The 25,844-nt window shown below is 76.0% G+C and carries 15 protein-coding genes; 1 reads left to right on the top strand and 14 read right to left on the bottom strand.

Annotation, left to right across the window (positions count from 1 at the left end; translation table 11 throughout):
• Positions 1-3 precede the first annotated feature (3 nt).
• From ABZW10_RS12140 to ABZW10_RS12120, 5 genes are read right to left on the bottom strand one after another with little or no spacing between them, the layout of a single operon-like run.
• Positions 4-825, bottom strand: a complete 822-nt coding sequence (locus ABZW10_RS12140) for an SDR family NAD(P)-dependent oxidoreductase (protein WP_355363115.1) — start codon at positions 823-825, stop codon at positions 4-6.
• Positions 822-1,925: an NAD(+)/NADH kinase gene (locus ABZW10_RS12135; protein ID WP_355363113.1), complete on the bottom strand. Its 1,104-nt coding sequence runs from the start codon at positions 1,923-1,925 to the stop codon at positions 822-824. The genes ABZW10_RS12140 and ABZW10_RS12135 overlap by 4 nt, the downstream gene beginning before the upstream one ends.
• On the bottom strand, positions 1,922-3,496 hold the full coding sequence (gcvPB, locus tag ABZW10_RS12130) for an aminomethyl-transferring glycine dehydrogenase subunit GcvPB (RefSeq protein ID WP_355363111.1): 1,575 nt from the start codon (positions 3,494-3,496) through the stop codon (positions 1,922-1,924). Before gcvPB ends, ABZW10_RS12135 begins: the two co-directional genes overlap by 4 nt.
• Entirely contained in the window at positions 3,493-4,842 is a 1,350-nt protein-coding gene (gcvPA, locus tag ABZW10_RS12125; protein ID WP_355363109.1) for an aminomethyl-transferring glycine dehydrogenase subunit GcvPA, read from the bottom strand. Before gcvPA ends, gcvPB begins: the two co-directional genes overlap by 4 nt.
• A gap of 9 nt (positions 4,843-4,851) precedes the next feature.
• Positions 4,852-6,840: a beta-galactosidase gene (locus ABZW10_RS12120; protein WP_355363107.1), complete on the bottom strand. Its 1,989-nt coding sequence runs from the start codon at positions 6,838-6,840 to the stop codon at positions 4,852-4,854.
• 129 nt (positions 6,841-6,969) lie between these two features.
• Between ABZW10_RS12120 and ABZW10_RS12115 the strand changes: the two genes are divergently transcribed.
• The gene (locus ABZW10_RS12115; RefSeq protein ID WP_355363105.1) at positions 6,970-7,614 is read left to right on the top strand and encodes a GntR family transcriptional regulator; all 645 of its coding nucleotides are present in this window, start codon (positions 6,970-6,972) and stop codon (positions 7,612-7,614) included.
• A gap of 147 nt (positions 7,615-7,761) precedes the next feature.
• Here the strand turns inward: ABZW10_RS12115 and ABZW10_RS12110 are convergent, their stop codons facing one another.
• From ABZW10_RS12110 to ABZW10_RS12070, 9 genes are read right to left on the bottom strand one after another with little or no spacing between them, the layout of a single operon-like run.
• Positions 7,762-8,238, bottom strand: a complete 477-nt coding sequence (locus ABZW10_RS12110; RefSeq protein ID WP_355363103.1) for a MarR family winged helix-turn-helix transcriptional regulator — start codon at positions 8,236-8,238, stop codon at positions 7,762-7,764.
• Entirely contained in the window at positions 8,198-10,231 is a 2,034-nt protein-coding gene (locus tag ABZW10_RS12105) for a N,N-dimethylformamidase beta subunit family domain-containing protein (protein WP_355363101.1), read from the bottom strand. Before ABZW10_RS12105 ends, ABZW10_RS12110 begins: the two co-directional genes overlap by 41 nt.
• Positions 10,228-11,778 (bottom strand): condensation domain-containing protein, encoded by a 1,551-nt coding sequence (locus ABZW10_RS12100; RefSeq protein ID WP_355363099.1) that lies wholly within the window; start codon positions 11,776-11,778, stop codon positions 10,228-10,230. Before ABZW10_RS12100 ends, ABZW10_RS12105 begins: the two co-directional genes overlap by 4 nt.
• Positions 11,775-12,038 carry a phosphopantetheine-binding protein gene (locus ABZW10_RS12095; protein ID WP_355363097.1) on the bottom strand — a complete coding sequence of 88 codons (264 nt, stop codon included), beginning with the start codon at positions 12,036-12,038 and terminating at the stop codon, positions 11,775-11,777. The genes ABZW10_RS12100 and ABZW10_RS12095 overlap by 4 nt, the downstream gene beginning before the upstream one ends.
• Entirely contained in the window at positions 12,035-12,253 is a 219-nt protein-coding gene (locus tag ABZW10_RS12090) for an MbtH family protein (RefSeq protein ID WP_355363095.1), read from the bottom strand. Before ABZW10_RS12090 ends, ABZW10_RS12095 begins: the two co-directional genes overlap by 4 nt.
• Before the next feature lie 41 nt (positions 12,254-12,294).
• A complete protein-coding gene (locus ABZW10_RS12085; RefSeq protein WP_355363093.1) occupies positions 12,295-15,399 on the bottom strand; it encodes an amino acid adenylation domain-containing protein in 3,105 nt (1,034 codons plus the stop codon).
• Entirely contained in the window at positions 15,396-16,925 is a 1,530-nt protein-coding gene (locus ABZW10_RS12080) for a class I adenylate-forming enzyme family protein (protein WP_355363091.1), read from the bottom strand. The genes ABZW10_RS12085 and ABZW10_RS12080 overlap by 4 nt, the downstream gene beginning before the upstream one ends.
• Positions 16,922-22,534, bottom strand: a complete 5,613-nt coding sequence (locus tag ABZW10_RS12075; RefSeq protein ID WP_355363089.1) for an amino acid adenylation domain-containing protein — start codon at positions 22,532-22,534, stop codon at positions 16,922-16,924. Before ABZW10_RS12075 ends, ABZW10_RS12080 begins: the two co-directional genes overlap by 4 nt.
• Positions 22,531-25,821 carry an amino acid adenylation domain-containing protein gene (locus ABZW10_RS12070; RefSeq protein WP_355363087.1) on the bottom strand — a complete coding sequence of 1,097 codons (3,291 nt, stop codon included), beginning with the start codon at positions 25,819-25,821 and terminating at the stop codon, positions 22,531-22,533. Before ABZW10_RS12070 ends, ABZW10_RS12075 begins: the two co-directional genes overlap by 4 nt.
• Between the last annotated feature and the right edge of the window lie 23 nt (positions 25,822-25,844).

The following is a 25,844-nucleotide window of genomic DNA, read 5'->3' as shown; positions in this document are numbered from 1 at the left end:
AGGTCAGGCGAGGCCGCCGCCGTCGACGACGAGGGCGGAGCCGGTCATGTAGCTGCTGGCGTCACCGGCCAGGAACAGCACCGCGGCGGCGATCTCCTCGGGCGAGCCGGCCCGGCCCATCGGCCGGTCGGCGGCGTCCTTCTCGAAGACCGCCCACTCCTCCCGGAGCTGGCGCGCCTCGTCGCGGAGCATCGGCGTCATGGTGTCGCCCGGGTTGACCGAGTTGACCCGGATGCCCGCGGCGGCGTGGTCGATCGCCAGGGCCCGGGTCATGTTGACGACCGCGGCCTTGGAGGCGCAGTAGGAGAGCGCGTTGCCGCCGCCCTTCAACCCCCAGCCGGAGCCGGTGTTGACGATCGAGCCGCCCTGCGTCATCGCCGGGACGGCGAAGCGGCACATCAGGTAGACCGAGCGGACGTTGACGGCCATCACCCGGTCCCAGTCCTCGGCGGAGATCTCCAGCGCCGTCTGGCGGCGGATGATGCCGGCGTTGTTGAACAGGACGTGCAGGGCGCCGAAGGTCTCGACGGCGATGGTGACGATCCGTTCGCAGTCGGTCTCGGAGGAGACGTCGGCGCGCACCGCGACCGCCCGGCCGCCGGCCGCCTCGATCTCGCGGACGACCTCGCCCGCGTCCGCGAGGTCGGCGACCACCACCGCCGCGCCCTCGGCGGCGAACAGCCGGGCGGTGGCCCGGCCGATGCCGGAGGCACCGCCGGTGACGACGGCGACCTTGTTGCGCAGGGTTCCGGTGCCCGTCGTGCCGGGGGCGCCGGTCGTGCCAGGGATGCTGGTCGTGCCGTTGGTGCCGTTGGTGCCGTTCATGGGAGCTCCTCACTTGCCGACTGGATGCGGTACAGCACGGATTCACGGTGTCCGGTGACCACCCGGACGTGGCCGGCGAGCGCGGCGTCGGCCATCGGGTCGCCGCTGTCCACCAGCAGCGGTCTCCCGCCGAGCGCGGCGAGCTTCTGCTGGGTGGCGAGCACGGTGACCCCGGCGAGCGCGTCCAGCACCCGGGGGCTGAACTGCTGGTTGCCGCGCCCGATCACGAAGCCCTGGCCGCCGATCACCGACAGCACGCCCTGCGTCACGTGTGACATGGCAAGGGTGAGCAGCCGCTGCTCCGTGACGTCCCGGGCGAGCACGGCGCCGTCCCGCACGACGTCCACGCCCAGCGGCGTCAGCTCCAGCCCGAGCGCCCGCCCGACGGCCAGGGTGGTCGCGCCGGGCCCGAGCGCGTACGCGGTGCCGGGCCGCATGGCCGCCACCACCGCCCGGGCGATGGACTCCGCCGAGCCGGGCGGCGCCGCCGAGGAGCCGGTCTTGCGCCCGCTCAGCCGCACCCGACCGGCCGGCACCCGCACGGTCCCGTACAGCCGGACGCCGGGGCCGCCCGCGCGGTGCTCCTCCTCGTCGAGGTCGACCACCTCCGCCTCGACGGTCCGCCCGTCGAAGGCGGCGGCGCCCGCGCCCGCCGCGGCCGGGCTCACCGCGAAGCAGCCCGAGTAGACCTTCACCCCGGCCGGCACGCCGAGCACCGGCGGGCGCGGGCCGGCGTCCAGGACGTCGCGCGCCGTGCCGTCGCCGCCCGCGAACAGCAGCAGGTCCACCACGCCGAGCGCCGCCACCGCCGCCCGGGTGTCGGCCGCGCCCGTGCCCGACGCGGGCGGCCGGTGGGCGAGTTGGTACCGCACGCCCGCCGCGAGCGCGCTCTCCTCCCCCATCGGCCCGGCCACGGTGCGCACCAGGACCTCCGGGCGGCGGGCGCGCAGGGCGCGCAGGGCGGCGGCGGCGCGCGCCCGGGCCCGCGGGACGGCGCCCAGCGCGAGCGCCCTGGCCTGGACCTCCGCCCCGTCGCTGCCTTTGAGGGCGACGGCGCCGCCGAGGCCCGCGACCGGGTTCACAATCAGGCCGACGATCATCCGGGCCGCTTCGCGCCGTGCTTGCGCAGGTACGCGCGCCAGCTGGGCGCCCACTGCGCCGGGTCGTCCAGCGTCGCCGGGTCGATCCGGTGCACGCTCTGCCGGTAGGGCGCGCCGCGGACGAACTCCGGGTCCTTGCGGGCCTCGTCGGCGACGTGGGCGAGGATCGCCGCGTACTCGTCGAGGTCCTCCCGGGAGTAGGACTCGGTCGGCTCCAGGGTGAACGGCTCGGGCACCACGTAGGGGTGGTGGCTGGTCCAGTAGTGCACGCCGAAGTCCGCCGCCCGGACGCCGATCTCCTCCGAGTGCACGCCGGTCTCCTCGGTCAGCCGCTGCCAGGAGTAGCGGACCTGTTCGACCCGCCGGCGCTCGGCCCACGGCACGCCGGCGCCGGGGATCCGGGCGACCTTGGCCAGCAGGTAGTTGTTGTTGAGCACGGCCGTCTCGGCGACCTCGCGCAGACCCCGCGCGCCGAGCGCCATCACCCAGGCGTAGGCGCGCACCACGTTGGGCGTGACGCCGAGGAAGGGCCGGATCTTGCCGACCGAGCGCTCCGGGACGGTGAGCGTGAAGGACTCGCCCGCCTGGTCGACCACCGGCCCGGGCAGGAACGGCACCAGCGCCGCGGAGACGCCGCACGCCCCGGCCGCCGGACCGCCGCAGGCGTGCGGGGTGGAGAAGGTCTTGTGCAGGTTGAAGTGGCACAGGTCGAAGCCCGCCTCCCGGGCCCGGGTGATGCCGAGGATGCCGTTGGCGTTGGCCTGGTCGTAGCAGGCCAGGCCGCCCGCCGCGTGCACCAGGTCGACGAACTCGCGGATCCGCGGGTTGAAGATCCCGGTGTCCTCCGGGTTGGTGATCATCAGTGCGGCGGTGCGCGGGCCGACGGCGGCGCGCAGCGCCTCGATGTCGGGGTTGCCCTCGGCGTCCGGCATCAGGGTGATCACCTCGTAGCCGGCGACCTTGGCGCAGGCCGCGTTCGAGGGGTGCGAGAACATCGTGGTGATCACCTGGTCGCGCCGTTCCCCCTCGCCGCGGGCGGCGTGGAAAGCGCGGATCATCGCGATGTTGGCGTAGATCGCGGCGGAGCCGGCGCCGGGCTGCAGGGAGACCCGGGCCATGCCGGAGACCTCCTTGAGGATCTGCTCCAGCCGCCAGTAGATCTCCAGCACGCCCTGCACGGTGGACTCGGGCTGCAGCGGGTGCAGGGCGGCGACGCGCGGGTCACGGGCGAAGGAGTCGTTGACCTTGGGGCTGTACTTCATGGTGCAGGTGCCCTGGCCGACGTCGATGTTGAAGTCCGCGCCGAGGGTCTCCTGGGAGAGCCGCAGGTAGTGCCGGAGCACCTGGTTCTGGGAGAGTTCGGGCAGCGCGGGCGGGGTGCGGCGGGCGACGCCCTCGGGCAGCTCGACGAGCGGCGCGTCCGGGGCGGGCACGCCCACGCCGCGGCGGCCGGGCCGGGACAGTTCGAAGACGATCTCCTCGTCCCAGCGGGCCTGGTGGAAGCGGCGCAGGCCGGGCTTGGGGGCCACCGGCAGGGCGGCGAACGGTTCGGGTGCTCCGTGCGTGCTCACTCGGTGCCTCCGGGAGCGGTGAGGGCCTCGGCGACGGCGGCCGCGAGGGTGTCGATGTCGGCGACGGAGTGCTGTTCGGTGACGCAGACCAGCACCTCCCGGGGCCCGAGCGGCACCCCGCCGAGGATGCCGCGGCCGCGCAGGGCGGCGAGCAGCGCCCAGGCGTCCGGCACCTCGATGGCGAACTCCCGGAAGTGCAGGGCCTCCTGGTGGCGCACCACGGCTCCGGCGGCGGCCAGCGCACGCATCGCGTACCGGGTGCGGGCGAGGATCGTCTCGCCGATCTCGCGCATGCCCTGCGGGCCCATCAGCGCCAGGTAGACGCCGGCGGTGATGCCCCACAGGGCGGCGGCGGTGCCCACCCACTCCTTGCCCTCCTCGCGCAGCGCGAAGGAGGTGCGGTCGTAGGAGACGTCGCCGAAGCCGTACTCGCCGGGGACCGCGGTCGGGGCGATGCCGAACAGCCGGGACGGGAACTCGGCGACCAGCCGCTCGTCGTCGTGGCTCGCGATGAACCCGGCCTGGCCGCCGCCGTACTGGGGGTGCATGCCGAGCGACTGGATGTCCCCGCAGACCAGGTCGGCGCCCCAGGAGGCGGGCGGGGCGAGCACGCCGAGCGTGATCGGGTCGGTGCCGACCACCAGCAGGGCGCCGACGCCGTGCGCCAGGTCGGCGAGTTCGCGCCCGCGGGTCTCGACGACGCCGTGCACGGTGGGCGTCTCCAGGTAGAGGGCGGCGAAGGTGTCGTCGAGCCGCACCTCGCCCGTTTCCCCGGAGTCGGCCACCGGGGCGAGCAGCACCTCGATGTCCGGGGCGAGGTAGTCGCGGATCTTGGCGAGCTTGTCGGCCGCGATCGCCGCGCCGACCATTACCCTGGAGCGGCCGGTGCGGCGCGCGGCCATCCGCAGGGCGGTGCCGGCGGCCTGGTAGCCGTCGTAGGTGGGCACGTTGACGACGTCCATCTCCAGCAGTTCGGCCATCATCGAGACGTACTCGAAGAGCGCCTGGAAGCGGCCGTGGTCCTCGTAGGGCTCGCCCGCGTAGGCGGTGAGGAACTCGCCGCGGCCGTTGACCTCGTCGCAGACCGCGGGCACGTAGTGCGGGTAGCAGCCGTGGCCGAGGAAGCTCAGCAGCGCGGCCGGGTCGGTGTTGCGCGCCAGCAGGCCGCGCACGTGCCGGGTCAGGCCCTGCTCGTCGGCGAACGGCTCGGGGAGGTCGAGCGGACGGTCCAGGCGCAGGTCGGCGGGGATGTCGCGGTAGAACTCCGCGACGTCGGGGGCGCCGATCTCGGCGAGCATCGCCGCCCGCGTCTCGGGCCCCGCGTTGGGGATGTAGGGGTGGGACACGCACACTCCTCAGGGCGTCGGTCGGGGTTTCAGGACCACGGCGTCGCGCGGTGCGACGGTCACCGGGCCGCCGGGCAGCGGACGGCCGGTCAGCAGGTCGGTGAAGCCGGTCTCCACGGGAAGCGGGACCGTGGCGGGCCGGGTGCCGTGGTTGAGCAGGAAGAGGTAGGGGCCGCGGCGGCAGGCCTCGACGCCGGCGGGCAGGCCCGGCCCGGTGACGCCGGTGATCCCGGCGTCGGCCAGCAGCTCGTCCAGCAGCGGGGCCGGGTCCTCGGGCAGGCAGCCGAGATAGGTGGCGGTGCCGCGCCGGGTGACGGCCGGGCGCCCGTCCAGCGGGCCGCCCCGGTAGCGGGCCAGGACCTCGGTGGCCCCGGAGGTGTCCAGCCACTCGGTCCAGGTGCGGGCGGTCAGCGCGGTCCCGTCCGCTGTGACGACCTCCTGGGTGACGCCGTCGGGCAGTGGGCGCCACTCCTCGACGCTCACCCCGAGCAGTTCGCGCAGCGGCCCGGGCGCGCCGCCCTCGTGCACCCGGTCGGCGGCGTCGACCACGCCGCTGAACGGGCCGACCACCAGCCGCCCGGGGAAGCCGGCCAGCGCGGCGGCGTGCTCGGCGGTGCAGAGGTAGAGGTTGGGGGCGATCACCAGCCGGTAGCCGGCGAGGTCGCGCCCCGGCGGGGCCAGGTCGACGGCGACGCCACGGGCGTGCAGCGGCGCGTACCAGGAGAGCAGCAGCTCGTGCAGCCGCAGCCGGTCGGAGGGCATCGACTCGGGTGCCTCCAGGCCCCACCAGCTGTCCCAGTCGAGCAGCAGCGCGACCTCGGCCCGGGTGTCGGTGCCGGCCACCTCGGCGAGCCGCCGGACGTCCGCGCCGAGGGCGAGCGTCTCGCGCCACCGGCGGGTGGCGGTGCCGCCGTGCGGGAGCATCGCCGAGTGGAACTTCTCCGGGCCGTACCTGGCCTGGCGCCACTGGAAGAACATCACGCCGTCCGAGCCGTGGGCGAGCGCCTGCAGGCTGTGCAGGCGCATCACCCCCGGGTCCTTGGGGACGTTGACCGCGCGCCAGCTGACGGCGCTCGGCGCGGACTCCAGGAGCAGCCAGGGCTGGCGCTTCAGCGAGCGCATCAGGTCGTAGCTGAGCGCGGCCTTGACCGCGGCGCGCGGGTCGGCCGGGTCCGGGTAGGCGTCGTCGGTGACGACGTCCTCGCCGGCGGCCCACGTCCAGTAGTCCAGGTCGCGTAGCACGCTCATGAAGTTGGTGGTCACCGGGATGTCCGGGGTGACCTCCTTGAGGACGGCGCGCTCGGCCTCGAAGCAGGCGAGCAGCGCGTCGCTGGAGAACCGCCGCCAGTCCAGCAGCTGGGCCGGGTTGACCGGCCCCGGGGCCTTGCGGGGCGGCTCGACCTGCGTCCAGTCGGTGTAGTGCTGGCCCCAGCAGGACGTCCCCCAGGCGGCGTTGAGGCCGTCCAGGGAGCGGTGGCGGTCCTGGAGCCAGCGTCGGAAGTCTCGGGCGGACTCCGCGCAGAAGCACTCGGCGGTGTGGTCGGCGTACTCGTTGCTGACGTGCCACATCGCCAGCGCCGGGTGCTCGCGGTAGCGCTCGGCCATCGCCCGGGCGAGGCGGACGGTGGCGGCGCGGAACACCGGGGAGGAGGGGCAGTAGCCCTGGCGCGAGCCGAACTCCAGCCGGGTGCCGGCGGCGTCGACGGGCTGGATCTCCGGGTGGGCGCGGACCAGCCAGGGCGGCGGGGTGGCGGTCGCGGTGGCGAGGTCGACGGCGATGCCGTTGGCGTGGAGCAGGTCGAGCACCCGGTCGAGCCAGTCGAACTCGTAGCGGCCGGGCCCGGGTTCGAGCCGGGACCAGGAGAAGACCGCGACCGTGACCAGGTTGACGCCGGCCTCGGCCATCAGCCGGACGTCCTCCCGCCACACCTCCTCGGGCCACTGCTCGGGGTTGTAGTCGCCGCCGAACAGCAGACCCGGTAACCGTGTCAGGCCCATGCCATGCCCCTTTCCCGGGGTCGGCCACCCCGTCTCCATCTCGTTCCGCATTTTGTATTCAAAATGCATAGTGCAGTACACTGGAGGGGGTCAAGAGGTGGGCCTCAATCCGGAAGTCAGGGGGACGCGATGGCGATCGAGCGCCGTCCGCTGCGCGAGCAGATCCGCGACGAGCTGATGGACCGCCTCACCCGCGGCGAGTTCGCGGCGGGAACCGACGTCAACGAGGCCGTCCTGGCCGCCGAGCTCGGCGTCAGCCGCACCCCGCTGCGGGAGGCCCTGATCGCGCTGGCGGGCGAGGGCGTGCTGGAGAGCAGCCAGGGCCGGGGCTTCCGTTTCGCGCCGGTCAGCCGCAAGGAGTTCCGCGAACTGGTCGCCATCGTCGCGGCCCTGGAGGCGCTGGCGCTGGAGTCCTCCGACCCGGAGCACCTGCGGACCATCGCGCCCCGGCTGCTGGACCTCGCCCAGGGCTTCCCCGACCAGGTGGCCGCGCACTCCACCGTCGACCGGCGCGACGACGAGTGGCACGGCCTGCTGCTCAGCGGCTGCGCCAACGAGCGGCTGCTGGACCTGCTCACCCGGGTCAAGGCCGGAATGCGGCGCTACGAGAACCTGGTCGTCGCCGAGGACGAGCCGGTGGCCCGCGAGTCGGAGGAGCACTGCGAGATCGCCCGCCAGCTCCTGGCGGACGACCTGCCGGGCGCCATCACGGCGCTGCGGGCCAACTGGATCGGCGGCATGGAGCGGATGCTCGCGCACCTGCCGGCGGACTGACCCGCCACGCGGCGGTGCCCGCCACCCGGGGTGCGGGTGGCGGGCGGCGCCGGCGTCCACCGCGCCGTCCCGTGCCAGGACCCGTTGCCCGGACGCGCCCGACGAACCGCGTGGTGGTCGCGGGGGCGGTCCGGTCGCGGGGGTGGTTCAGTCGTGGGCGCCGGAGGCGCCGTTCTCGTAGGCCTCGATGGTGCGGACGAACAGGGCCCGTTCCTCGGGCGCCAGCGGCTCGAAGGCGCTGCGCCAGGAGGCCGCGCCGTTGGCCAGCCAGCCTTCGATCGCGGCCCTGGTCTCCGGCTCCTCCGTGATGGCCACGATCGTGCGGCGACGGTCCGCCGGATCGGCCTTGCGCTCCACCACACCCTGCCGACTGAGGTCGCTCACCATCAGACTCACCGTGGTCGGCGCCACCTCGAGGCGCGCCGCCAACTGGTTCACCGGCATCGGCCCGTCGAACACCAGATAGGACAGCATCGACAGGTGCCGGGGCGCCAGATTCGCCGAACGCAACCGCTCGGGCAACGGCGTGCGCTTCAACCGCGCCGCCACCCTCGGCATGAGGAGCAGCATCGCACGGACCGCCTCATCCGCACTCAGACCGTCGTCCCCGGGCACTGTGGACATCCGCCCCGCCCCTCCTCTCGTCCGCCCTCACCGTACCGGACGGCCCCGGCCCGGGGTGGGTGAGGAGGTGGCCGGTGGGGGTGGTCGAGAGGAGGCGGCCGGCGTAGGAGGTGAGGGTGCGGGTCGGGGGGAACGGGGTGGCGGGGGTGAAGGGCGGGTCCGGGGTGGTGGTCGGCGGGCGGGTGGTGAGGCCGGCGGGGGTGGTGGCGTGCAGCCGGCCGCCCAGGACGGTGAGGGCGGTGGCGGCCCCCGCGCGGCACAGGGGGTGCCAGGGCGCGTTCGGGTCGGTGGCGGGGCGGTGGTGCAGGGTGTCGTCGTGCGGGGTGACGGCGAACAGCGTGCCGTCGCACATCGCGAGGGCGGCCGTGCCGGGCGGGGTGCGGCCGACGGGGGTCCAGGGGGCCGGGCCGGGGACGGGGTCGCGGGCGAGGAGGCGGTCGTCCTCCGTGACGGCGAGCAGCGCCAGCGGGATCGGGCCGGCGGCCTCGCGCGGTGCGGTGAGGCAGCGGATCCTCGGCGGCGGGCCCTCGGCCGACGGGCCCTCAGCCGACGGGCACGGCGTCCACGGCAGGTTCTGGTCGGACGGCTCCCGGTGCAGCAGCGTGGTGCCGTCGGCGGCCACCGCGAACAGCAGTCCCTCGCAGGCGGCGAGCGCGCGGACGCCGTCCGCCCGCCCGACGGTGTGCCAGCGCGGCACCGGTGCGGCGCCGCCGAGCCGGTCCAGCACATTGCGGGTGATCCGGTCGACCACCGGATCACCCAGCGCCCGACCCCAGTTGATGGTGGCGGCGTTGAAGACGGTGCCGGCGCCGAGCCGGAACACGCCCATGGTCGCCCAGCCGCCCTGTCCGTGGCGGCGCCAGTGCCGCAGGTCGGCGGTGGCGAGCACGGCGAAGGAACCCGGTGTGCCGTCCCGCCCGGTGGCCCGGGGCACGCCGGCGGACCAGTCGAGTTCGGCGGCGTCCGTCTCGTAGCCGAGCGAGCCGCGTGCGAAGCCGTCGCCGTCGGCCAGGCCGGTGCCCTCGAAGACCCAGTGGTCGGCGAAGCGCACGGTGTAGGACTCGCGGCCGATCACCGCCATGCCGTCGCCCCAGGCTCCGGCGCCGTTGCGGAAGCTGACACCGGTCATGGCGTTCTCGGGCCGCTCCACCGGGGAGCTGGACCACTCGACGGTGGCCCGGCGCGGGTCGGTGGCGGTCACGGGGTCGGCGGCGGCGTCGCGGTGGCAGACCAGCGAGCGACCGCCGCCGGGCTCCTCCTCGATCCGGATCTGCCACCAGGCCGTATTGGCCGCGAAGAACGCCAGGTTGCCGCCCCGGCGGGCGAACTCCTCCACGCTGTCGCGCATGCCGGCGGACCAGTACTCGTCGTGCCCATTGACCACCAACAGCCGGTAGCGGGACAGGGTTCGGGTGAAGGAGCGGTCGTCCAGGTCGAGGCCCGAGCAGTACTCGACCGGGTACCCCGCCCGGGGCAGCCAGCGCAGCAGCGGCTCCTCCCAGCGCTCGGGCGGCGGTCCGCCGCCGGGGGCGTCGAGCCGGACCCGGGCGGCGCGACCGGGCTGCTCGGCGTAGTAGAGGCCCCGGCCGGGCTGCCCGGCCCGGTGGTAGGCGCGCCAGGTGGCGAACGGGATCGAGACCACTGTGCCGGGGCCGGCGCCGGGGCGGGCGGCGCGCACGACGAACCACACCTCGTGCTCGGCGTCGCGCTCGGGCGCGGGCTGCTCGGGGCGCTCGTCGTGGAAGCTGGCCCGGTAGAGCGAACTCGGCCAGTGCGCGGGGATGTCGAGGTCCCACCGGGTGACGCCGGTGAGGGCCGCCTTCAGCCGCACCTCCCCGCTCACCTCGTCGGTGACGACCACCCGGCCGCGCAGCGGACGGCCCGCGGTGCCCCGGGCACCGAGCCGGAAGCGGAGCCGGCCGCCCTGGACGCAGGAGGTCGCCTCGGCGGCGGCCAGCGGACGCGGGACGCCGTCGGAGCCGGCCGCCGTCACGAGGCCGGGTCCCGGTGCTCGGCGGCGGGCGCGTGCTCGGCGGGCCCGTGCTCGGTGAACCCGTGCTCGGTGAACCCGTGCTCGGTGAACTCGCGGTCGGTGAACCGGTCCAGCAGCCCGGGCAGCGCCGCGAGCCGGGGCGGGTCGCCGGCCGCCGAGGCGACCAGCACCTCCTCGATCGCCCGCAGGTGGGCGTGGATCGCCGCCGGCGGCAGGTGGGCGGTGTCCGCGGTGAGCGTGACGGTGAGCGCCGAGTCGTCGCCGGTGAGGTGCAGGCAGTACCGGCAGGCCACCAGCTCCTGGGTGGCCGGGAAGTCCAGCACGGTGCGCCGCCGCAGCCCGTCCAGCTCCTCCGCCGTCGGCAACTGCGCGGCCGACAACGGCCGTTCCACCAGCCGCATGTCGTTGAAGCAGCAGTACGGGTGCACCTCGGTGCCGCGTTCCCGCGCGATCCGGGCGAGCAGCGCGTCCCACTCCACCGGGTCGTAGGCGGCGGCCCGGTAGCCGGCCAGGGCGGCCCGCCACGCCGCGGGCAGCAGGTCCGTGAAGACGGCTCCGCCGTCGAGGTCCTCCGGCAGGTCGAGCACGACCAGGGCGTCCTGGGAGAGCGTGCTGACCAGCTCGCGGTGGTCGGCGGCGGCCCGGTTCCCGGCGATCGGCATGATGGCCGCCGACGGGTGGCCGCGGTCGGCGGCGACCAGGGCCGCCGCGGCGGCGAGCAGCACGGTCGAGCCGCTGACCCGGTGGACGGCCGCGAGCGCGTCCACCGCCCGGGGCAGCGCCGCCGATACCAGCCGCCCGGTCCAGAACCGGGGCGCGCGCGGCCCGGCCACCGGTTCGGCGAACATCGTCGGCGGCATCCGCCGCAGGTCGGCCTCCCAGCGGGCCAGCGCCGCCGCGCCCCGGCGACGCCCGGCCGGACCGGCCTGCGCGTGCGCGAGGTCGTACGGGGTACCGGCGGCGGGCCGGCCGGCCGAGCCGCGCCGGACCAGCAGCCGCAGGTCGCGCACCAGCACCTCGGCGCCGTGCCCGTCCGCGGCGAGGTGGCACAGCGCGAACACGGCGTGGGTGATCCGCCCGCCGCAGCGCACCGCGCCGAAGCGCACGGGCCACTCCCCCGTGTAGTCGAAGCGCCGTCCGGTGAGCCCGGCCAGCAGCTCCTCGGCGGCCAGGTCGGTGCGCGCGGGGTCGGGTTCCTCGTACACCTCGACGGCGATCTCCCCTTCCGCGAAGAGGAGTTGACCGGGCTCGCCGTCCTCGCCCAGGGCGAGCCGGGTGCGCAGCGCCTCGTGCCGGCCGAGCAGCGCGGCGACGGCCGCCGCCAGCCGCGGCCCGTCGACGGGCGCGCCGCGGTCGGCGAGCGGGAGGATCCGGCCGAGGTTGAAGTAGTGGTCGTTGGGCGCGGTGCGGCCGATGGCGTGCCAGATGGCGCGCTGGCCCCAGGTGAGCGGGGCGCGACCGGCCCGGGTTCCGGTGAAGGGGACGGCCGAGGGGGCGGTGCGGACCGTTGCGGAGGCGGGGCCGGCGGCGGTGGTCGCTCCGTTCATCCGGCGTGCTCGTACAGACGGGCGGCGAGGGCGGTCAGGCCCTCGGCGTGCAGGGCGGGGTCGCCGAGGTCGATCAGCACCTCGAACTCCTCCTCCAGGCTGTCGGCGAGCCGCAGCAGGGCCAGCGAGGAGACGCCGAGGGCGGTCAACGACTCCTCGGAGGCGAGGAGTTCGGCGACGGTGAGCTGCCCGTCGGTGGCGGCGCTGACCAGTTCGGCGAGGCGGGCGCGCACGGGGGCGAGGTCGGCGGGGGCGGTCATCGGGCATCACCACCGGTCCGCTCGGCGAGGCGGCGGCGCAGGCCGAGCGGACGGATGTCCGGCCAGACGCGGTCGACGTGGGCGGCGCACTCCTCCTCGGTGCCGCTGAACCCCTCGGCGCGCCAGCCGGCGGGCAGCGGGGCGGCGGCGGGCCAGAGGGCGTGCTGCTCCTCGTCGTTGACGACCACCTGGTACGGGGCTTCGGTGCTGCTCACCGGGTTCACGGGGCTCACAGGGCTCACGGGGTTCACGGGGTTCACTCCTGACGCAGGTCGGTGACGGCGGCGGCGACGCCGCGCGCGGTGGGGGTGTCGAAGAAGACGTCCAACGGGACCGCCACGCCGAGCTGTTGGCGGATCCGGGCGGCGATCGCGGTGATCAGCAGCGAGTGGCCGCCGAGGTCGAAGAAGTCCTCGTCGGGGCCGAGGTCGTCCAGCCGCAGCACCTCGCGCCAGACGGCGAGCACGGCGACGGTGTCCGGGTCGGTGTCCGACTCCTCCCCCGCACCGCCCGGGTCCGCCGACCCGGCGCGCTCGACGGCACGTTCGACGGCCGGTTCGGGCAGCGCGGCGCGGTCCAGCTTGCCGTTGGGGGTGAGCGGGAACGCGTCGAGGACGGTGTACGTGCCCGGCAGGACGGCGGCCGGCAGGGTGGCCGCGAGGTGGGCACGCAGCTCCTCGGAGCTGGGCGCGGCGGTCCCGGCGGGGACGACGTAGGCGGCGAGGCGGCGGTCCCCGTCGGGACCGTGCAGGGTGGCGGCGGCCTGGGCGACGGCCGGGTGGCCGGCCAACCGCGCCTCGATCTCGCCGAGTTCGATGCGGTGGCCGCGCAGCTTGACCTGGGTGTCGGCGCGGCCGACGAACTCCAGTCCGCCGCCCGGGTGGCGCCGGACGAGGTCGCCGGTGCGGTAGATCCGGGCGCCGGGCGGGCCGTAGGGGTCGGGCAGGAAGCGGCGGGCGGTCAGCCCCGGGCGGCCCCGGTAGCCGTGCGCGACGCCCGCGCCGCCGAGGTACAGCTCGCCGGGCAGCCCGTACGGGACGGGTCGCAGCCGCTCGTCGAGGACGTAGGCGCGGGTGTTGGCGAGCGGTGCGCCGATGCTCACCCGGCCGTCGGGGGCGGCGGGTTCGGCGAGGGTGGACCAGACGGTGGTCTCGGTGGGGCCGTAGACGTTGACCAGCCGGGCGGTGGCGGCGGCGAGGTCGGCGGCGAGCGGGGCGGGCAGGGCCTCGCCGCCGGTGAGTGCGGTCAGGCCGCCGGGGAGTGCCCCCGCGAGGCCCGCCTCCAGCAGGACCCGCCAGCCGCTGGGCGTGGCCTGGACGTGGCTCACCCCCTCCCGGGCGATCAGGTCGAGCAGTGCGGGACCGTCGCGGTGGGCGCCCTCGGGGGCGAGGACGACGCGTCCGCCGGTGACGAGCGGCAGCAGCAGTTCGACGGTGGAGATGTCGAAGGAGAGCGAGGTCAGGCCGAGCCAGCGGTCCTCGGGGCGGGCGCCGAGGTGGTCGCGCAGGCTGCCGAGCAGGTTGGCGAGCGCGCCGTGCGGCACCTCGACGCCCTTGGGGGTGCCGGTGGAACCGGAGGTGTAGAGGACGTAGGCGGGGTGCTCGGGTGAGGGGCCGGTGGGCAGGTCGGCGTCGGCCTCGGTGTCCGCGGCCGCATCGGTGGGCGCGGCCGTATCGGTGGGCGCGGCCGTATCGGTGGGCGCGAGGTCACCCGGGGCGAGGTCGCCGGGCGCGGACGGCTCGCGGGTGATCCGCAGGGTGAGGCCGGAGTCGGCGCGCAGGAAGGCGAGCCGGTCGGCGGGGTACTCGGGGTCGAGTGGCAGATAGGCCGCTCCCGCCGCCAACACGCCCAGCATCGCGACGAGTTGATCCCGTCCACGAGACAGGGCGATGCCGACCAGGGTGCCGGGCCCGGCGCCGTGCCGGGTGAGCGCGGCGGCGGCGTGCGCCACCAGCCGGGCGAGCTCCCGGTAGCGGTACGCGGTGCCGTCGGCGACCAGGGCGACGGCCTCCGGGGTGGCGGCGGCGCGGGCGGCGAACAGCGCCGGGACGGTCGCCCGGGCGAGAGCGGGTTCCGGTGCGGGCGCGGCGAGTTGGGCGGTCAGCTCGTCGGCGCCGAGCAGCGGCAGATCGCCGACCGGGGTCGCGGGATCGGCGAGGGCGCCGTCCAGCAGGGTGGCGAGGTGGCCCGCGATCCGCTCGGCCGCGCCGGGCCCGAAGGCCTCCGTCCGGTACTGCAGGCTGACGTCCAACGAGCCTTCGGAGTCGACGAGTTGCAGGTGGGCGAGGTTGCGGGCGGTGCCCGCGAAGCCGATCCAGCGGACGGTGGCGGCGACGCCGGGGCCGAAGTCGGGCCGCGGCGTGCCGGCGGGGCGGCGGCGGTAGCTGACGGACAGCGGGGTGAGCGCGGTGCGCGGGGTGAGTCCGCGCACCGCCCGCCCGAGCGGGATGTCCCGGTGCGGGTAGAGCGCCCGCAGTTCGGCGCGCACCGCGCGGGCGAAGTCGGCGAACGGCGCGTCCGCCGACGGGGCGGTGAACAGCGGGAGTTCGTTGACGGCCAGGCCGACCGCGACCGGCTCGCCGGGGCGGCGGACGGACAGCTCGACGGCGGTGGCCGGCGCCGGGTTGCCGTAGCGCAGCAGCAGGGCGTGCCAGGCGGCGGTGAGGAGTTCGAAGCGGGTGACGCCCAGGCGCTCGGCGGTGGCGACGAGCGCGGCGTGCCGGGCGCCGTCGAGGCGGAACCCGGTGGCGCTCCCGGGCCCGGGCAGGGTGCCGGGGGCGGTGCCCGGGTCGGTGACGGTCCGCAGCCCGGGCAGGACCGGCAGACCGGGTTCGCGCCACCGCTCGGCCCAGTATCCGGCGGCGGCTTCGGGGGACGGCGCGCCGTCCGCCACCGCGAGGGCGGGCGGGGCGGCGAGCGGCTCGCCCCGGTGGGCGGCGGCGAGATCGGCGACCAGCCGGTCCTTGGACTCGCCGTCGAAGGCCAGGTGGTGGGCGGTGACCAGCAGCACGTGCCGCTCGGCGGCCGTCCGGTACAGGGTGAACCGGGCGAGCGGCCCGGCCGCGAGGTCGAAGCGGGCGGCGCTCTCGTCGGCGAGCAGCTTGTCCAGGTCCTCGGCCGGGCAGTCGACGGTCCGCAGCCCGGGCGCGGGCCCGGGCCGCAGGGCGGGGCCGTCGGGGTCGATCCGTCCGGCGAGCACGGGGTGCCGCCGGACCGCCCGGGCGCAGGCCCCGGCGAGGGCCGCGGTGTCGAGCGGGCCGGTGAACTCCACGGTGACGGCGAGGTGGTAGGCGGCGCCGGCGTCGAGGGTCTGCTCGGTGAGCCAGATGCCGTGCTGGGCGGGGCTGAGCGGGGTGGTCATCGGTTGGCCTCGCTGGTGGTCGGGGTCCGGCCGGCGGTGGGGGGCGCGACGGGGCCGTCACCGGCCACCAGTCGGCGCAGCTCGCGCTTGAGCACCTTGCCGCCCTCGTTGCGCGGCAGCGCCTCGCGGAACAGCACGGTGGCCGGCAGTTCGTGTGCGGCCAGGTGGCCGAGCAGGAAGGTCCGCAGCTCGGCGGCGGTCGGCGGCTCGGTGCCCGGGGCGGGCACCAGGACGGCGGCGACCACCGCGCCGAGCACGGGGTGCGGGACGCCGAACGCGGCGGCGTCGGCGATCAGCGGGTGGGCGTGCAGGGCGTTCTCGACCTGGAGCGTGGAGACCTTGTGGGCACCGGACTTGACGACGTCCTTCTCCCGGTCGAGCAGGTGCAGGAAGCCGTCGGCGTCGATCCGGCCGAGGTCGCCCATCCGCACCCACCGGCCCTGGAACACCGCGCCGTCGCGCTCGCCGAGGTAGCCGCGCGGCGCGGTGGGCGAGCGCAGCCACAGCTCGCCCGCCTCGCCGGGCGGCAGCGGCCGGCCGTCGGCGTCGGTGATCCGCAGGTCGGCGAGCGAGGCGGGCTGCCCGGGCGAGTCCGGGTGCTCGGGGTCGAACAGCAGGGTGATCTGGGCGGGGGCGGCCTCGGTGGAGGTGTAGTAGTTGGCGATCTGGGCGCGCGGGAAGGCCTTGCTGAGCGCCAGCGCGACCGGCTGGGGCAGCGCGGCGGCCGTGGAGCCGACCAGCCGCACGCCGCTCGGGTCGGCCTTGGCCAGGGCCGCCGAGGCGAGCAGTTCGATCGCCATGGCGGGGACCAGGAAGACGCTGCCGATGCCGTGTTCGGCGATCAGCCGGACGAACCGCAGCGGGGTGAACTGCGGGGCGGCCACGCAGGTGGCGTGCGCGTTGAGCGCGTTGACCAGCATGGTCTGCCCGGCGTTGGTGCCGACCGGGAAGGCGTGCAGGAAGGCCCGGGAGTGGCGCAGCGGGCGGCGGCGCTCGTCGAGGGTGCAGCCGTACGCCAGGTTGGCGTGGGTGGCGGTGACGCCCTTGGGGGTGCCGGTGGTGCCGGAGGTGTAGAGGATCTGGGCGGGCGCGCCCGGGTCGACGGGCGGCAGGTCCGGCTCGGCGGGGTGGCCGGCGGCGTCGGCCTCGGTCAGCGTGCGCACCCCGGGCACGTCCGGGGTGCTTCCGGTGTGCAGCAGGAGCGCCGCGCCCGAGTCGGCGAGGGCGTGCGCGGTGACGGCGGGCGCGAGCCGGTCGGAGAGCGGGACGGCGACGCCGCCGGCCCGCAGCACGGCGAGGTGGGCGACGGCGTAGGCCGCCCAGTCGGCGGTGCCGTGGCGCAGGCCGACCCGGTCGCCGGGGCGCAGTCCGGCGCCGCACAGGGCGGCGGCGAGGGCGCCGGAGCGGGCCTGCCAGGCGCCGAAGTCGAGCCGGTCGGCGCCGTTGACGACGGCGGTCCGCTCGGGGTGGGCGGCGGCCCGGTGGGCGAGCAGCTGGGCCAGGCCGGTGGGGACGGCGCGGTTCACGCGGCCTCCCGGGTGGCGTCCGAGGTCCTGCGGGCGGCGGCGCGGGCGGCTGCCACGCGGGCGCGTTCGCGCAGGCCGACGAGGTCGTCCGGCTCGGCGTCCGGCACCTCGCGGTCGAAGCGGGCGAGGGCGGGCAGCCGCAGGCCGACGGCGACCAGGACCAGCATGGCGAGCCCGAACAGCACGTACATCAGGGCGATGCCGCGCCCGGGTCCGGTGCCGATCAGCGGGCCGAAGACCGGGGCGAGCGCGCCGTCCGGCTCCATCAGCGGGCCGAACACGGCCGAGCCGAGCGGGGCGATCACGCCGTGGCCGAGCGGCAGGGTGGACCAGGCGACCAGGGTGTTCAGCGCGAAGACCCGGCCGTGGAACCGCTGCGGCACCTTGACCTGGACGATCGTCGAGTAGACGCCGTTGACCAGGGAGAGCGCGAAGGACATCCCGAACGCGCCGGCGGCGATCACCCAGAGTCCGGCGTGCAGGCCGGTGACGGCGCCGGCCAGGGCGAGGACGGCGGCCAGGCCGAGCATGCCGCGCAGCCGGTGGCGGCGCGGTCCGCCCCAGAAGCCCATGGCGATGCCGCCGAGCAGGGCCCCGGCGCCGCCGGCGACGGCGACCCGGGCGGCGCCGTTCAGGTCGGAGAAGGCGAGCACCATCGGGGTGGTGAGCAGGAACAGCGGGGAGAGGAAGACGTTCAGGCCGGCGAACCAGAGCAGCATCGAGCGGAAGCCGCGCTGGCGCCAGGAGTAGCCGAAGCCCTGCTTGATCTCCTCCACCAGCGGTTCGCGCCTGGTCCACGGCAGGGTGCGCGGGAAGCGCACCACCAGCAGGATGCCCACGGCGACGGTGTAGCTGGCCACGTCGATGATCAAGATGCCGCGCAGGCCGATCGCGGCGAGCAGTGCGACCGCGACCAGTGGCACGACGAACTGTGCGGCTCCGAAAGCGAGTTGGACGACGCCGTTGGCATGGCCCAGGTACTGCTTGGGGACGATCTGGGGCACCGCGGAGGCGTAGGCGAGGCGCTGGAAGGTGAGGGCGACGGAGAGCACGCCGAGCAGGACGTAGACCTGCCAGGAGTGCAGCTGTCCCGCCAGCAGCAGGGCCAGCATGGCGGCTTGGGTGGCCCCGGCGCCGATGTCCCCGGCGAGCATGACCTTGCGCCGGTCCAGTCGGTCGACCAGGGCGCCGGCCAGCGGGCCGACGACGATGCCGGGCAGCATGGCGATGACGGCGTAGAGCGCGTACCGGGCCATCGAGCCGGTCTCCAGCAGGATCCAGATCGGCAGCGCGAACTCGGTGAGCGCCGAGCCGGTGATGGAGACCAACTGGCCCGCGGCGACGGCCAGGAAGCGGCCCATGCTGGGCTGCGGACCCTCCGGAACGGACCCCGTCGAAGCCGGCCCCGCCGAAGCCGGTCCCGTCGAAGCGGACCCCTCCGCCCGGGCCTCCTCCTCGCGGACCGGTGCGCCGGTCTCGCCGTGGAACCACCAGGAGCTGTCCGGGCCGCGCGCGGGCAGGGTGTCGGTCCGCCCGTCGAGCACGGCGCGGTGCACCGTGGTGACGGCCTCGACGACCTCCGCCGCACGGTACTTGACGAAGAAGTGCCCGCCCTGGTCGAGCACCGCGACGGCGGAGCGCTCGGCGAGCAGCAGCCATTCGCGGTACCGCTCCTGGTAGAAGTCGGCGGCCGGGTCGTGGTCACCGACCAGCGAGACCAGCGGGGCGCGCAGCCGGGGTGCGCCGGCGTCGACCTCCTCGATGGCGCGGGTGAAGTACGCCTCGGCGGCCTTGGAGTCGCGACGCATGTTGCCGACGATGAACCGGACCTGCTCCTGGTCGAGTTCGGAGGTGTCGACGCCCATGCCGGTGAGCCAGTTGAGGTAGACCCGGTCGCCGAGCAACGGCTCCAGGGCGGCGATCCCGCTGAGCGCGGTGAGCACCTTGCTGCGCGGCTTGGCGAACGGGAACTGGGCGCCGGCGTAGACGGCTTCGAGTTCCCGGCCGGAGGCCTCCAGCAGCCGGGCGGTGGCGACGGCGAGGGCGGTGCCGACGCCGCAGTGGCCGTAGACGACGACCGGCCCGTCGACCCGCTCGCGCACCTCGGCGGCCAGCTGCTCGGCCAGTTCGTCGAAGGGCAGGTGCTGTTCGGTGACCCCGATGTCGTGGCCGGGGATCGCGACGGCCCACAGTTCGGTGTCGGCGGGCAGCAGGTCGGCGACCGGCTGGTAGACGACGGCGCTGCCGCCGCCGTACGGGACGCAGACCAGGGTGAGCCGGCGGCGTTCGACCGGGACGGGCCGGGTGAGCCGGTGCAGCAGGCGGCGCGGGCCGCGGTCCTGCTCGTCGAGCGTGGCGAGGGCGGCGAGGTCCCGGACGGTGCGGCAGGTGAAGAGGTCCATCACGCTGACCGGTCGGGCGCCGGCCTCGGTGAGCCGCTTGCGGGCCTTGGCGACCACCTGGGTGGCGAGCAGCGAGTGCCCGCCGAGGTCGAAGAAGTCCTCGTCGGTGCCGACTTCGGGCAGCCCGAGCACCTCGGCCCAGATCGCGGCGAGCACCCGTTCGGCCTCGGTCGCGGGCTTGGCGGCCCCGGCGTCGCGGCGGATCCGCGGCGCGGGCAGGGCGCGGCGGTCGAGCTTGCCGTTGGGGGTGAGCGGCAGGGCGGGCAGGACGGCGAAGGCGGCGGGCACCTGGTGGTCGGGCAGGGTGCGCTTGAGGGCGGCGCGCAGGGCGGCCGGGTCGGGCTCGTCGGCGCCGGGGGCGGGGACGAGGTAGCCGGTGAGGCGCTTGTCGCCGGGCCGGTCCTCGCGGACCACCACGGCGGCGTCGGCGATGCCGGGCTGGGCGCGCAGGGCGGCCTCGGTCTCGCCGGGTTCGATGCGCAGGCCGCGGATCTTGACCTGCTGGTCGATCCGGCCGAGGTGTTCGAGGGTGCCGTCGGGGCGGCGGCGGGCGAGGTCGCCGGTGCGGTAGAGCCGGGAGCCGGGCGGACCGTAGGGGTCGGGGACGAAGCGGGCGGCGGTGAGGCCGGGGCGGCGGTGGTAGCCGAGGGCGACGGCGGTGCCGCCGATGTGGAGTTCGCCGGGGGCGCCGGGCGGCACCGGCCGCAGGGCGCGGTCCAGCACGTACAGGCGGGTGTTGTCGATCGGCAGCCCGATCGGGACGACCCGCAGCGGGCCCTCGCACTCCCAGGAGGAGACGTCGACGGCGGCCTCGGTGGGCCCGTACAGGTTGGCGAGCGCGCAGGCGGGCAGGCGGGTGGTGAACTCCCGTGCGGTGTCCGGTGGCAGGGCCTCGCCGCTGCACACCACCCGGCGCAGGGTGGTGCAGCGCTCGATGCCGTCCTCGGCCAGGAAGACGGTGAGCATGGCGGGCACGAAGTGGGCGACCGTGACGCCGGCGCGCACCACCAGGTCGCGCAGGTAGCCGGCGTCCTTCTGGCCGCCGGGCTTGGCGAGGACGATCCGGGCGCCGGTGATCAGCGGCCAGAAGAACTCCCAGACGGAGACGTCGAATCCGGCCGGGGTCTTCTGCAGGACGCGGTCCGCGGGGCCGATCCGGTAGGTGTCCTGCATCCACTGGAGGCGGTTGGTGATGGCCCGGTGGGTGTTGGGCACGCCCTTGGGACGGCCGGTCGAGCCGGAGGTGTAGATCAGGTAGGCGGTGTCGTCGGGGGCGGGCCCGGCGGGCCGCGGGGTCTTGGCGCGGACCTTGGGCCACTCGGCGGGGTCGTCGAGGAGCAGGACCCGGGCGGTGCAGCCGTCGGGGACGGGCAGCCGGCGCTGGGTGAGCAGGACGGGGGCGGCGCTGTCGGCGAGCAGGAAGGCGAGCCGTTCGGCGGGGTAGCCCGGTTCCAGCGGGGTGTAGCCGGCGCCGGTGCGCAGCACGCCGAGCAGGCCGGCGACGAGTTCGGGCGAGCGTTCGGCGCTGATCGCGACCAGGCTGCCGGGTCCGACCCCCTCGGCGGCCAGCCGGACGGCGATCCGGTCGGCGGCGGCGTCGAGCTGACGGTAGGTCAGGCTCGCGCCGTCCTCGAAGGAGACGGCGACGGCCTCGGGGGTGCGGGCGATCTGCTCGGCGACCAGGGCGGTCAGGGAGGTGGCCGGCCGGTCGGTCGCGGTGTCGTTGAACCGCTCGATCTCGAAGGCGCGTTCGGCTTCGGGGAGGTCGTCGAGGGCGGACAGCGGGGCGTCCGGGCGGTCGGCGACGGCGGTCAGCAGCCGGCCCAGGTGCTCGGCGAGGCGGGCGATGTCGGCCTCGGCGAAGAGGTCGGTGTTGTAGTTGAACGAGCCGAGCAGGCCCTGCGGCCACTCCTGGAGGAACAGCTCCAGGTCGAACCGGGTGCCGCTGGCGCGCACGCCGAACGGCTCGACCTCGACGGGGAGTTCGCCGGAGGTGGCGGCCTCGCGCTGGACCGCGTAGTTCTGCACGGCGAGCACGGCCTGGAAGACCGGCGGGCGGCTGACGTCGCGAGGGACCTTGAGCTCGGTGACCAGCTGGGCGAACGGCAGCTCCTGGTGGGCGTAGGCCTCCAGGCAGGTGTCCCGGGTGCGGCAGAGCAGCTCGGTGAAGGTCGGGTCGCCGTCCAGCCGCGCGGGCAGCGCCAGCACATTGACGAACATGCCGACCAGCGCTTCGAGTTCGGGCTCGGGTCGGCCGGCGATGGGTGAGCCGACGGCGAAGTCGCGCTGGCCGCTGAACCGGGCGAGCAGGGCCTGGAAGGCGGCGAGCAGCACCATGTAGACGGTGGCGTCGTGCCGCTTGCCGAGGGCGGTCAGCCGGTCGAGCAGTGCGCGGTCGACCTCGAAGCCGTAGCCGGCGCCGTCGAAGGTCTGGCGCGGCGGCCGGGGGGCGGCGCAGGCGAGTTCGAGGGGTTCGACGCCCGCCAGCTCACGGGCCCAGTGGGCGACCTCGGCGGCCAGCCGGTCGCCGCTCAGCCGCTCGCGCTGCCAGATCGCGAAGTCTCCGTACTGGACGGCGAGTTCGGGCAGCGGGTCGGGTTGGCCCGCGACGTGGGCGGTGTAGCCGCGCAGGACCTCGCCGAGCAGCACCTCGCTGGACCAGCCGTCGCTGACGCTGTGGTGGACGACCAGCAGCAGCACGTGGTCGTCGGCGGCGAGCCGGACGAGGTGGGCGCGCAGCAGCGGGCCGTGCTCCAGGTCGAAGGGGACGGCGGCGGCCTCGTCGACCAGCCGTTCGGCGTGCGCGGCGTCGTCGGCCTCGGCGAGGGTGAGGTCGGCCGGGCCGGGCGGGTCGATGACCAGCAGCGGACGGCCGTCGTCGGTGGCCGGGTAGCGCGAGCGCAGGGTCTCGTGCCGGGCGAGGGAGGCGTCCAGGGCGCGGCGCAGGGCGGGGACGTCGAGCGGGCCGCGCAGCCGGCGCACGACCGGGATGTTGTAGGCGGCGGTGCCGGGGGCGAACTGCTCCATGAACCAGAGCCGTTCCTGGGCGTAGGAGAGCGGCACCGGCGCGTCGGCGGCGCGGCGGGCGATCGTCTGCCGGGCGGCGGTGCGGCTGCGCAGGCGGCGGCTGAGCAGTTCGCGCTTGGCCGCGGTGAGCCCGGCGGAGGATCCTGAGGGGGTGGCGGCGGGGGCGGTGTCGGTGCTCATGACGGCGTAGCGGTCCCTTCCAGGGCGTCCTGCGCGGCGAGCAGTTCCTCGGCGTCGTCGTCGGACAGCGCGTCGAGTTCGGCGACCAGGGCGGCTTCGACGGCGTCGGCGAAGGCGGCCACCGTGCGGTGGGTGAAGAGGGTGCGCAGCGGCACGGCGAGGTCGGCCGCGGCGCGGATGCGGGCGACGACCCGGGTGGCGAGCAGGGAGTGGCCGCCGAGGTCGAAGAAGTCGTCGTGGACGCCGACCCGGTCGAGGCCCAGGACCTCCTGCCAGACCTCGGCGACCAGTTCCTCGGCCTCGGTGCGCGGGGCGAGGTAGGCGGCGCGCAGCTCGGGGCGGGTGCCGGGGTCGGGCAGCGCGCGGTGGTCGAGCTTGCCGTTGGGGGTGAGCGGCAGGGCGTCGAGCACGAGGACGGCGTTGGGGACGAGGTGGCCGGGCAGGGTGGCGGCGAGCGCGGCCCGCAGCGCGGCGGGGTCGGGGGCGTCGGCGGGGGCGTGGGCGTCGGCGGGGGCGTCGGCCTCCGGTACTACGTAGGCGAGCAGGCGGTCCGCGCGGGCCAGCACGGCGGCCTGGCCGACGCCGGGCTGCGCGAGCAGCGCGGACTCGACCTCGCCGGGCTCGACCCGGTAGCCGCGCACCTTCACCTGGGCGTCGATCCGGCCGAGGAACTCCAGCGCGCCGTCGCCGCGCCGGCGCACCAGGTCGCCGGTGCGGTAGCGGCGGGCGCCGGGCGGACCGTCCGGGTCGGGCACGAAGGCGCGGGCGGTGGCGCCCGGGCGGCCGAGGTAGCCGTCGGTGACGCCGGCCCCGCCGACCACGAGTTCACCGGGGGTGCCGGGCGGCACGGGGCGGCCGTGGCGGTCGAGCACGGCGACGGTGGTGCCGCCGATCGGCCGCCCGATCGGGGGGCGCCGGGCGGTGTCGGCCGCGCCGAGGTCGGCGGTGGTGGCGATGACGGTGGTCTCGGTGGGCCCGTAGGAGTTGACCAGCCGGACGATGTCGCCGAACCGGGCCCGCCAGGCGGCGACGGCCTCCGGGCGGACCTGGTCGGCGCCGAGGATCAGCAGCCGCAGGCTCGCCGGCCAGGGCGTGGCGTCGAGGTCGGCGACCAGCTGGTGCCAGTACGGGGTGGGCAGGTCGAGGACGGAGAGGCCGGCGGCGGTGGGCTCGGCGAGCTGGTCGGGCAGCGCGGCGCCGGCCTGCGCGACGACCAGGGTGGCGCCGGCGGCGAGGGCCGGGAAGACCTCCTCGGCGCAGGTGTCGAAGGAGAGCGAGGCGTACTGGAGGACGCGGTCGGCGGCGGTGAGGCGGTAGCCCTCGCGCATCCAGGCGACCCGGGCGGCGAGCGCGCGGTGCGGGACGAGCACGCCCTTGGGGGTTCCGGTGGAGCCGGAGGTGTAGACGAGGTAGGCGGGGTCGTCGGGGCCGGCGGCCGCGTCGTCGGCTGCGGCGGCGGGCGGGGCGTCCGCTCCCCCGGTCACGGCGAGGACCGGCACGGCGGCCGGCAGTCCCTCGACGGGCGCGCCGTCCGTCGTGACCAGTGCGGTGGCGCCGCTGTCGGTCAGCATGAAGGCGAGCCGGGCCGCCGGGTACTCCGGGTCCAGTGGCAGGTAGCCGGCGCCGGCCCGCCAGGCGGCGAGCATGGCGACCACGGCGCGCGGTCCGCGCGGCAGGCAGAACGCCACCAGGTCGCCGCGCCGCACCCCGGCCGCCGTCAGTCGCGCGGCCAGGGCGCGCGACGCGTCGGCGAGTCCGGCGCGGGTGAGCCGGGTGTCGCGTCCGTCGGCGTCCCGCCCCTCGACGGCGGAGGCATCCGGCTGCTCGGAAGCCGCCCGGTCGATCGCGTCGAGCACGGTCGCCGGGTGCGCGGGCAGCGCGGGCCCGGCCGAGCCGGCCGCCGCCTCGGCGCGTTCCTCCGCGTCCAGCAGCGGCAGCAGGTGCACCGGGGTGTCCGGGGCCGCGAGGGCGGCGCGCAGCAGGGTGTCGAAGCGGCGGCCGAGCCGTACGGCCCACGGCTCGTCCAGCAGGTCGGCGCGGTAGCCGAAGACGGCCTGCAGGTCGTCGCCGTCCGGGCGGACGTCCAGGGCGAGTTCGAACTTGGCGGCGGTGTGGCCGCCGTCGATCTCGACGCAGCGCAGGTCGGCGAAGGCGTGCTCGCCGAGGGCGCCGCCGTCCTGGGTGTGCACGGTGAGCAGGGTCTGGAAGAGCGGGGTGCGCCCCGGGTCGCGGTCCGGGCGCAGCTCCTCGGCGAGCTGCTCGAACGGCACCCGGCCGTGGCCGAGCGCGCCGAGCCAGTCGGTGCGCACCCGGCGCAGCAGGGTGTCGAAGGTGGGGGCGCCGGCGAGGTCGGCGCGCAGCACGAGCGCGGAGGAGAAGTAGCCGACGGTCCGTTCGCTGTCGACGGTGGTGCGGGCGGCGGTGGGCACGCCGACGCAGAAGTCGTCCTGGCCGGTGCAGCGGTGCAGCAGGGCCTGGTAGGCGGCGGCCAGCACCATGAACGGGGTGAGCCGGCGGGCGCGGGCGAAGGCGTCGAGTTCGGGGCCGAGGCCGCGCAGGATCCGGGTGTGGAAGGCGCCCGCGCTGCTCGGTTCGGCGGGCCGGGGCCGGTCCAGCGGCAGGTCCAGGGCGGGCGCGTCGGCGAGCCGCTCGCGCCAGTAGGCGAGCGCCTCGGCGGCCTCGGGCCCGGCCAGCCAGGCGCGTTCGGCGGCGGCGTGGGCGGCGTAGGAGGGTGGGGCGGGCGGCTCGGGCGCGGGGCCGCCGGCGCGGTGGGCGGCGTAGCGCTCGGCGAGTTCGGTGCGCAGCAGGCCGAGGCTCCAGCCGTCGGCGACGATGTGGTGCAGGACGAGGCAGAGCACGTGCTCCTGCTCGCCGGTGCGCAGCAGGGCGGCGCGCAGCAGCGGTCCGGCGGCGAGGTCGAAGCCGCGGTTGACCCGTTCGGCGAGGGCGGCGGCCACCTCGTCCTGCGGGCGTCCGCGCAGGTCGGCGAGGTCGAGCGGGACGGGCGTCGGCGCGTCGACGACGGCGGCGGGCCGGCCGTCCTCGGCGGGGAAGCGGGTGCGCAGCGCCTCGTGCCGGGCCACCACGGCGTCGAGGGCGGCGCGCAGCGACGCGGTCGACGGCTCGCCGGTCAGGCGCAGCACCAGCGGGATGTTGTAGGAGGGGTCGCCCGGGTCCAGCTGGTCGAGGAACCAGAGGCGTTCCTGGCCGACGGTCAGGGCGCTTTCCTGTGCGGGTTCGGCGCTCCGGCCGGGTTCGTGGACGGACTCCTGGAAGGTCGTGGACATGACACTCCTCGGCACTCGCCTCA

It is taken from the genome of Kitasatospora sp. NPDC004723, assembly GCF_040609255.1.
In the GTDB taxonomy this organism is placed as follows: domain Bacteria; phylum Actinomycetota; class Actinomycetes; order Streptomycetales; family Streptomycetaceae; genus Kitasatospora.
This window is presented reverse-complemented; position numbering and strand designations above follow the sequence as displayed.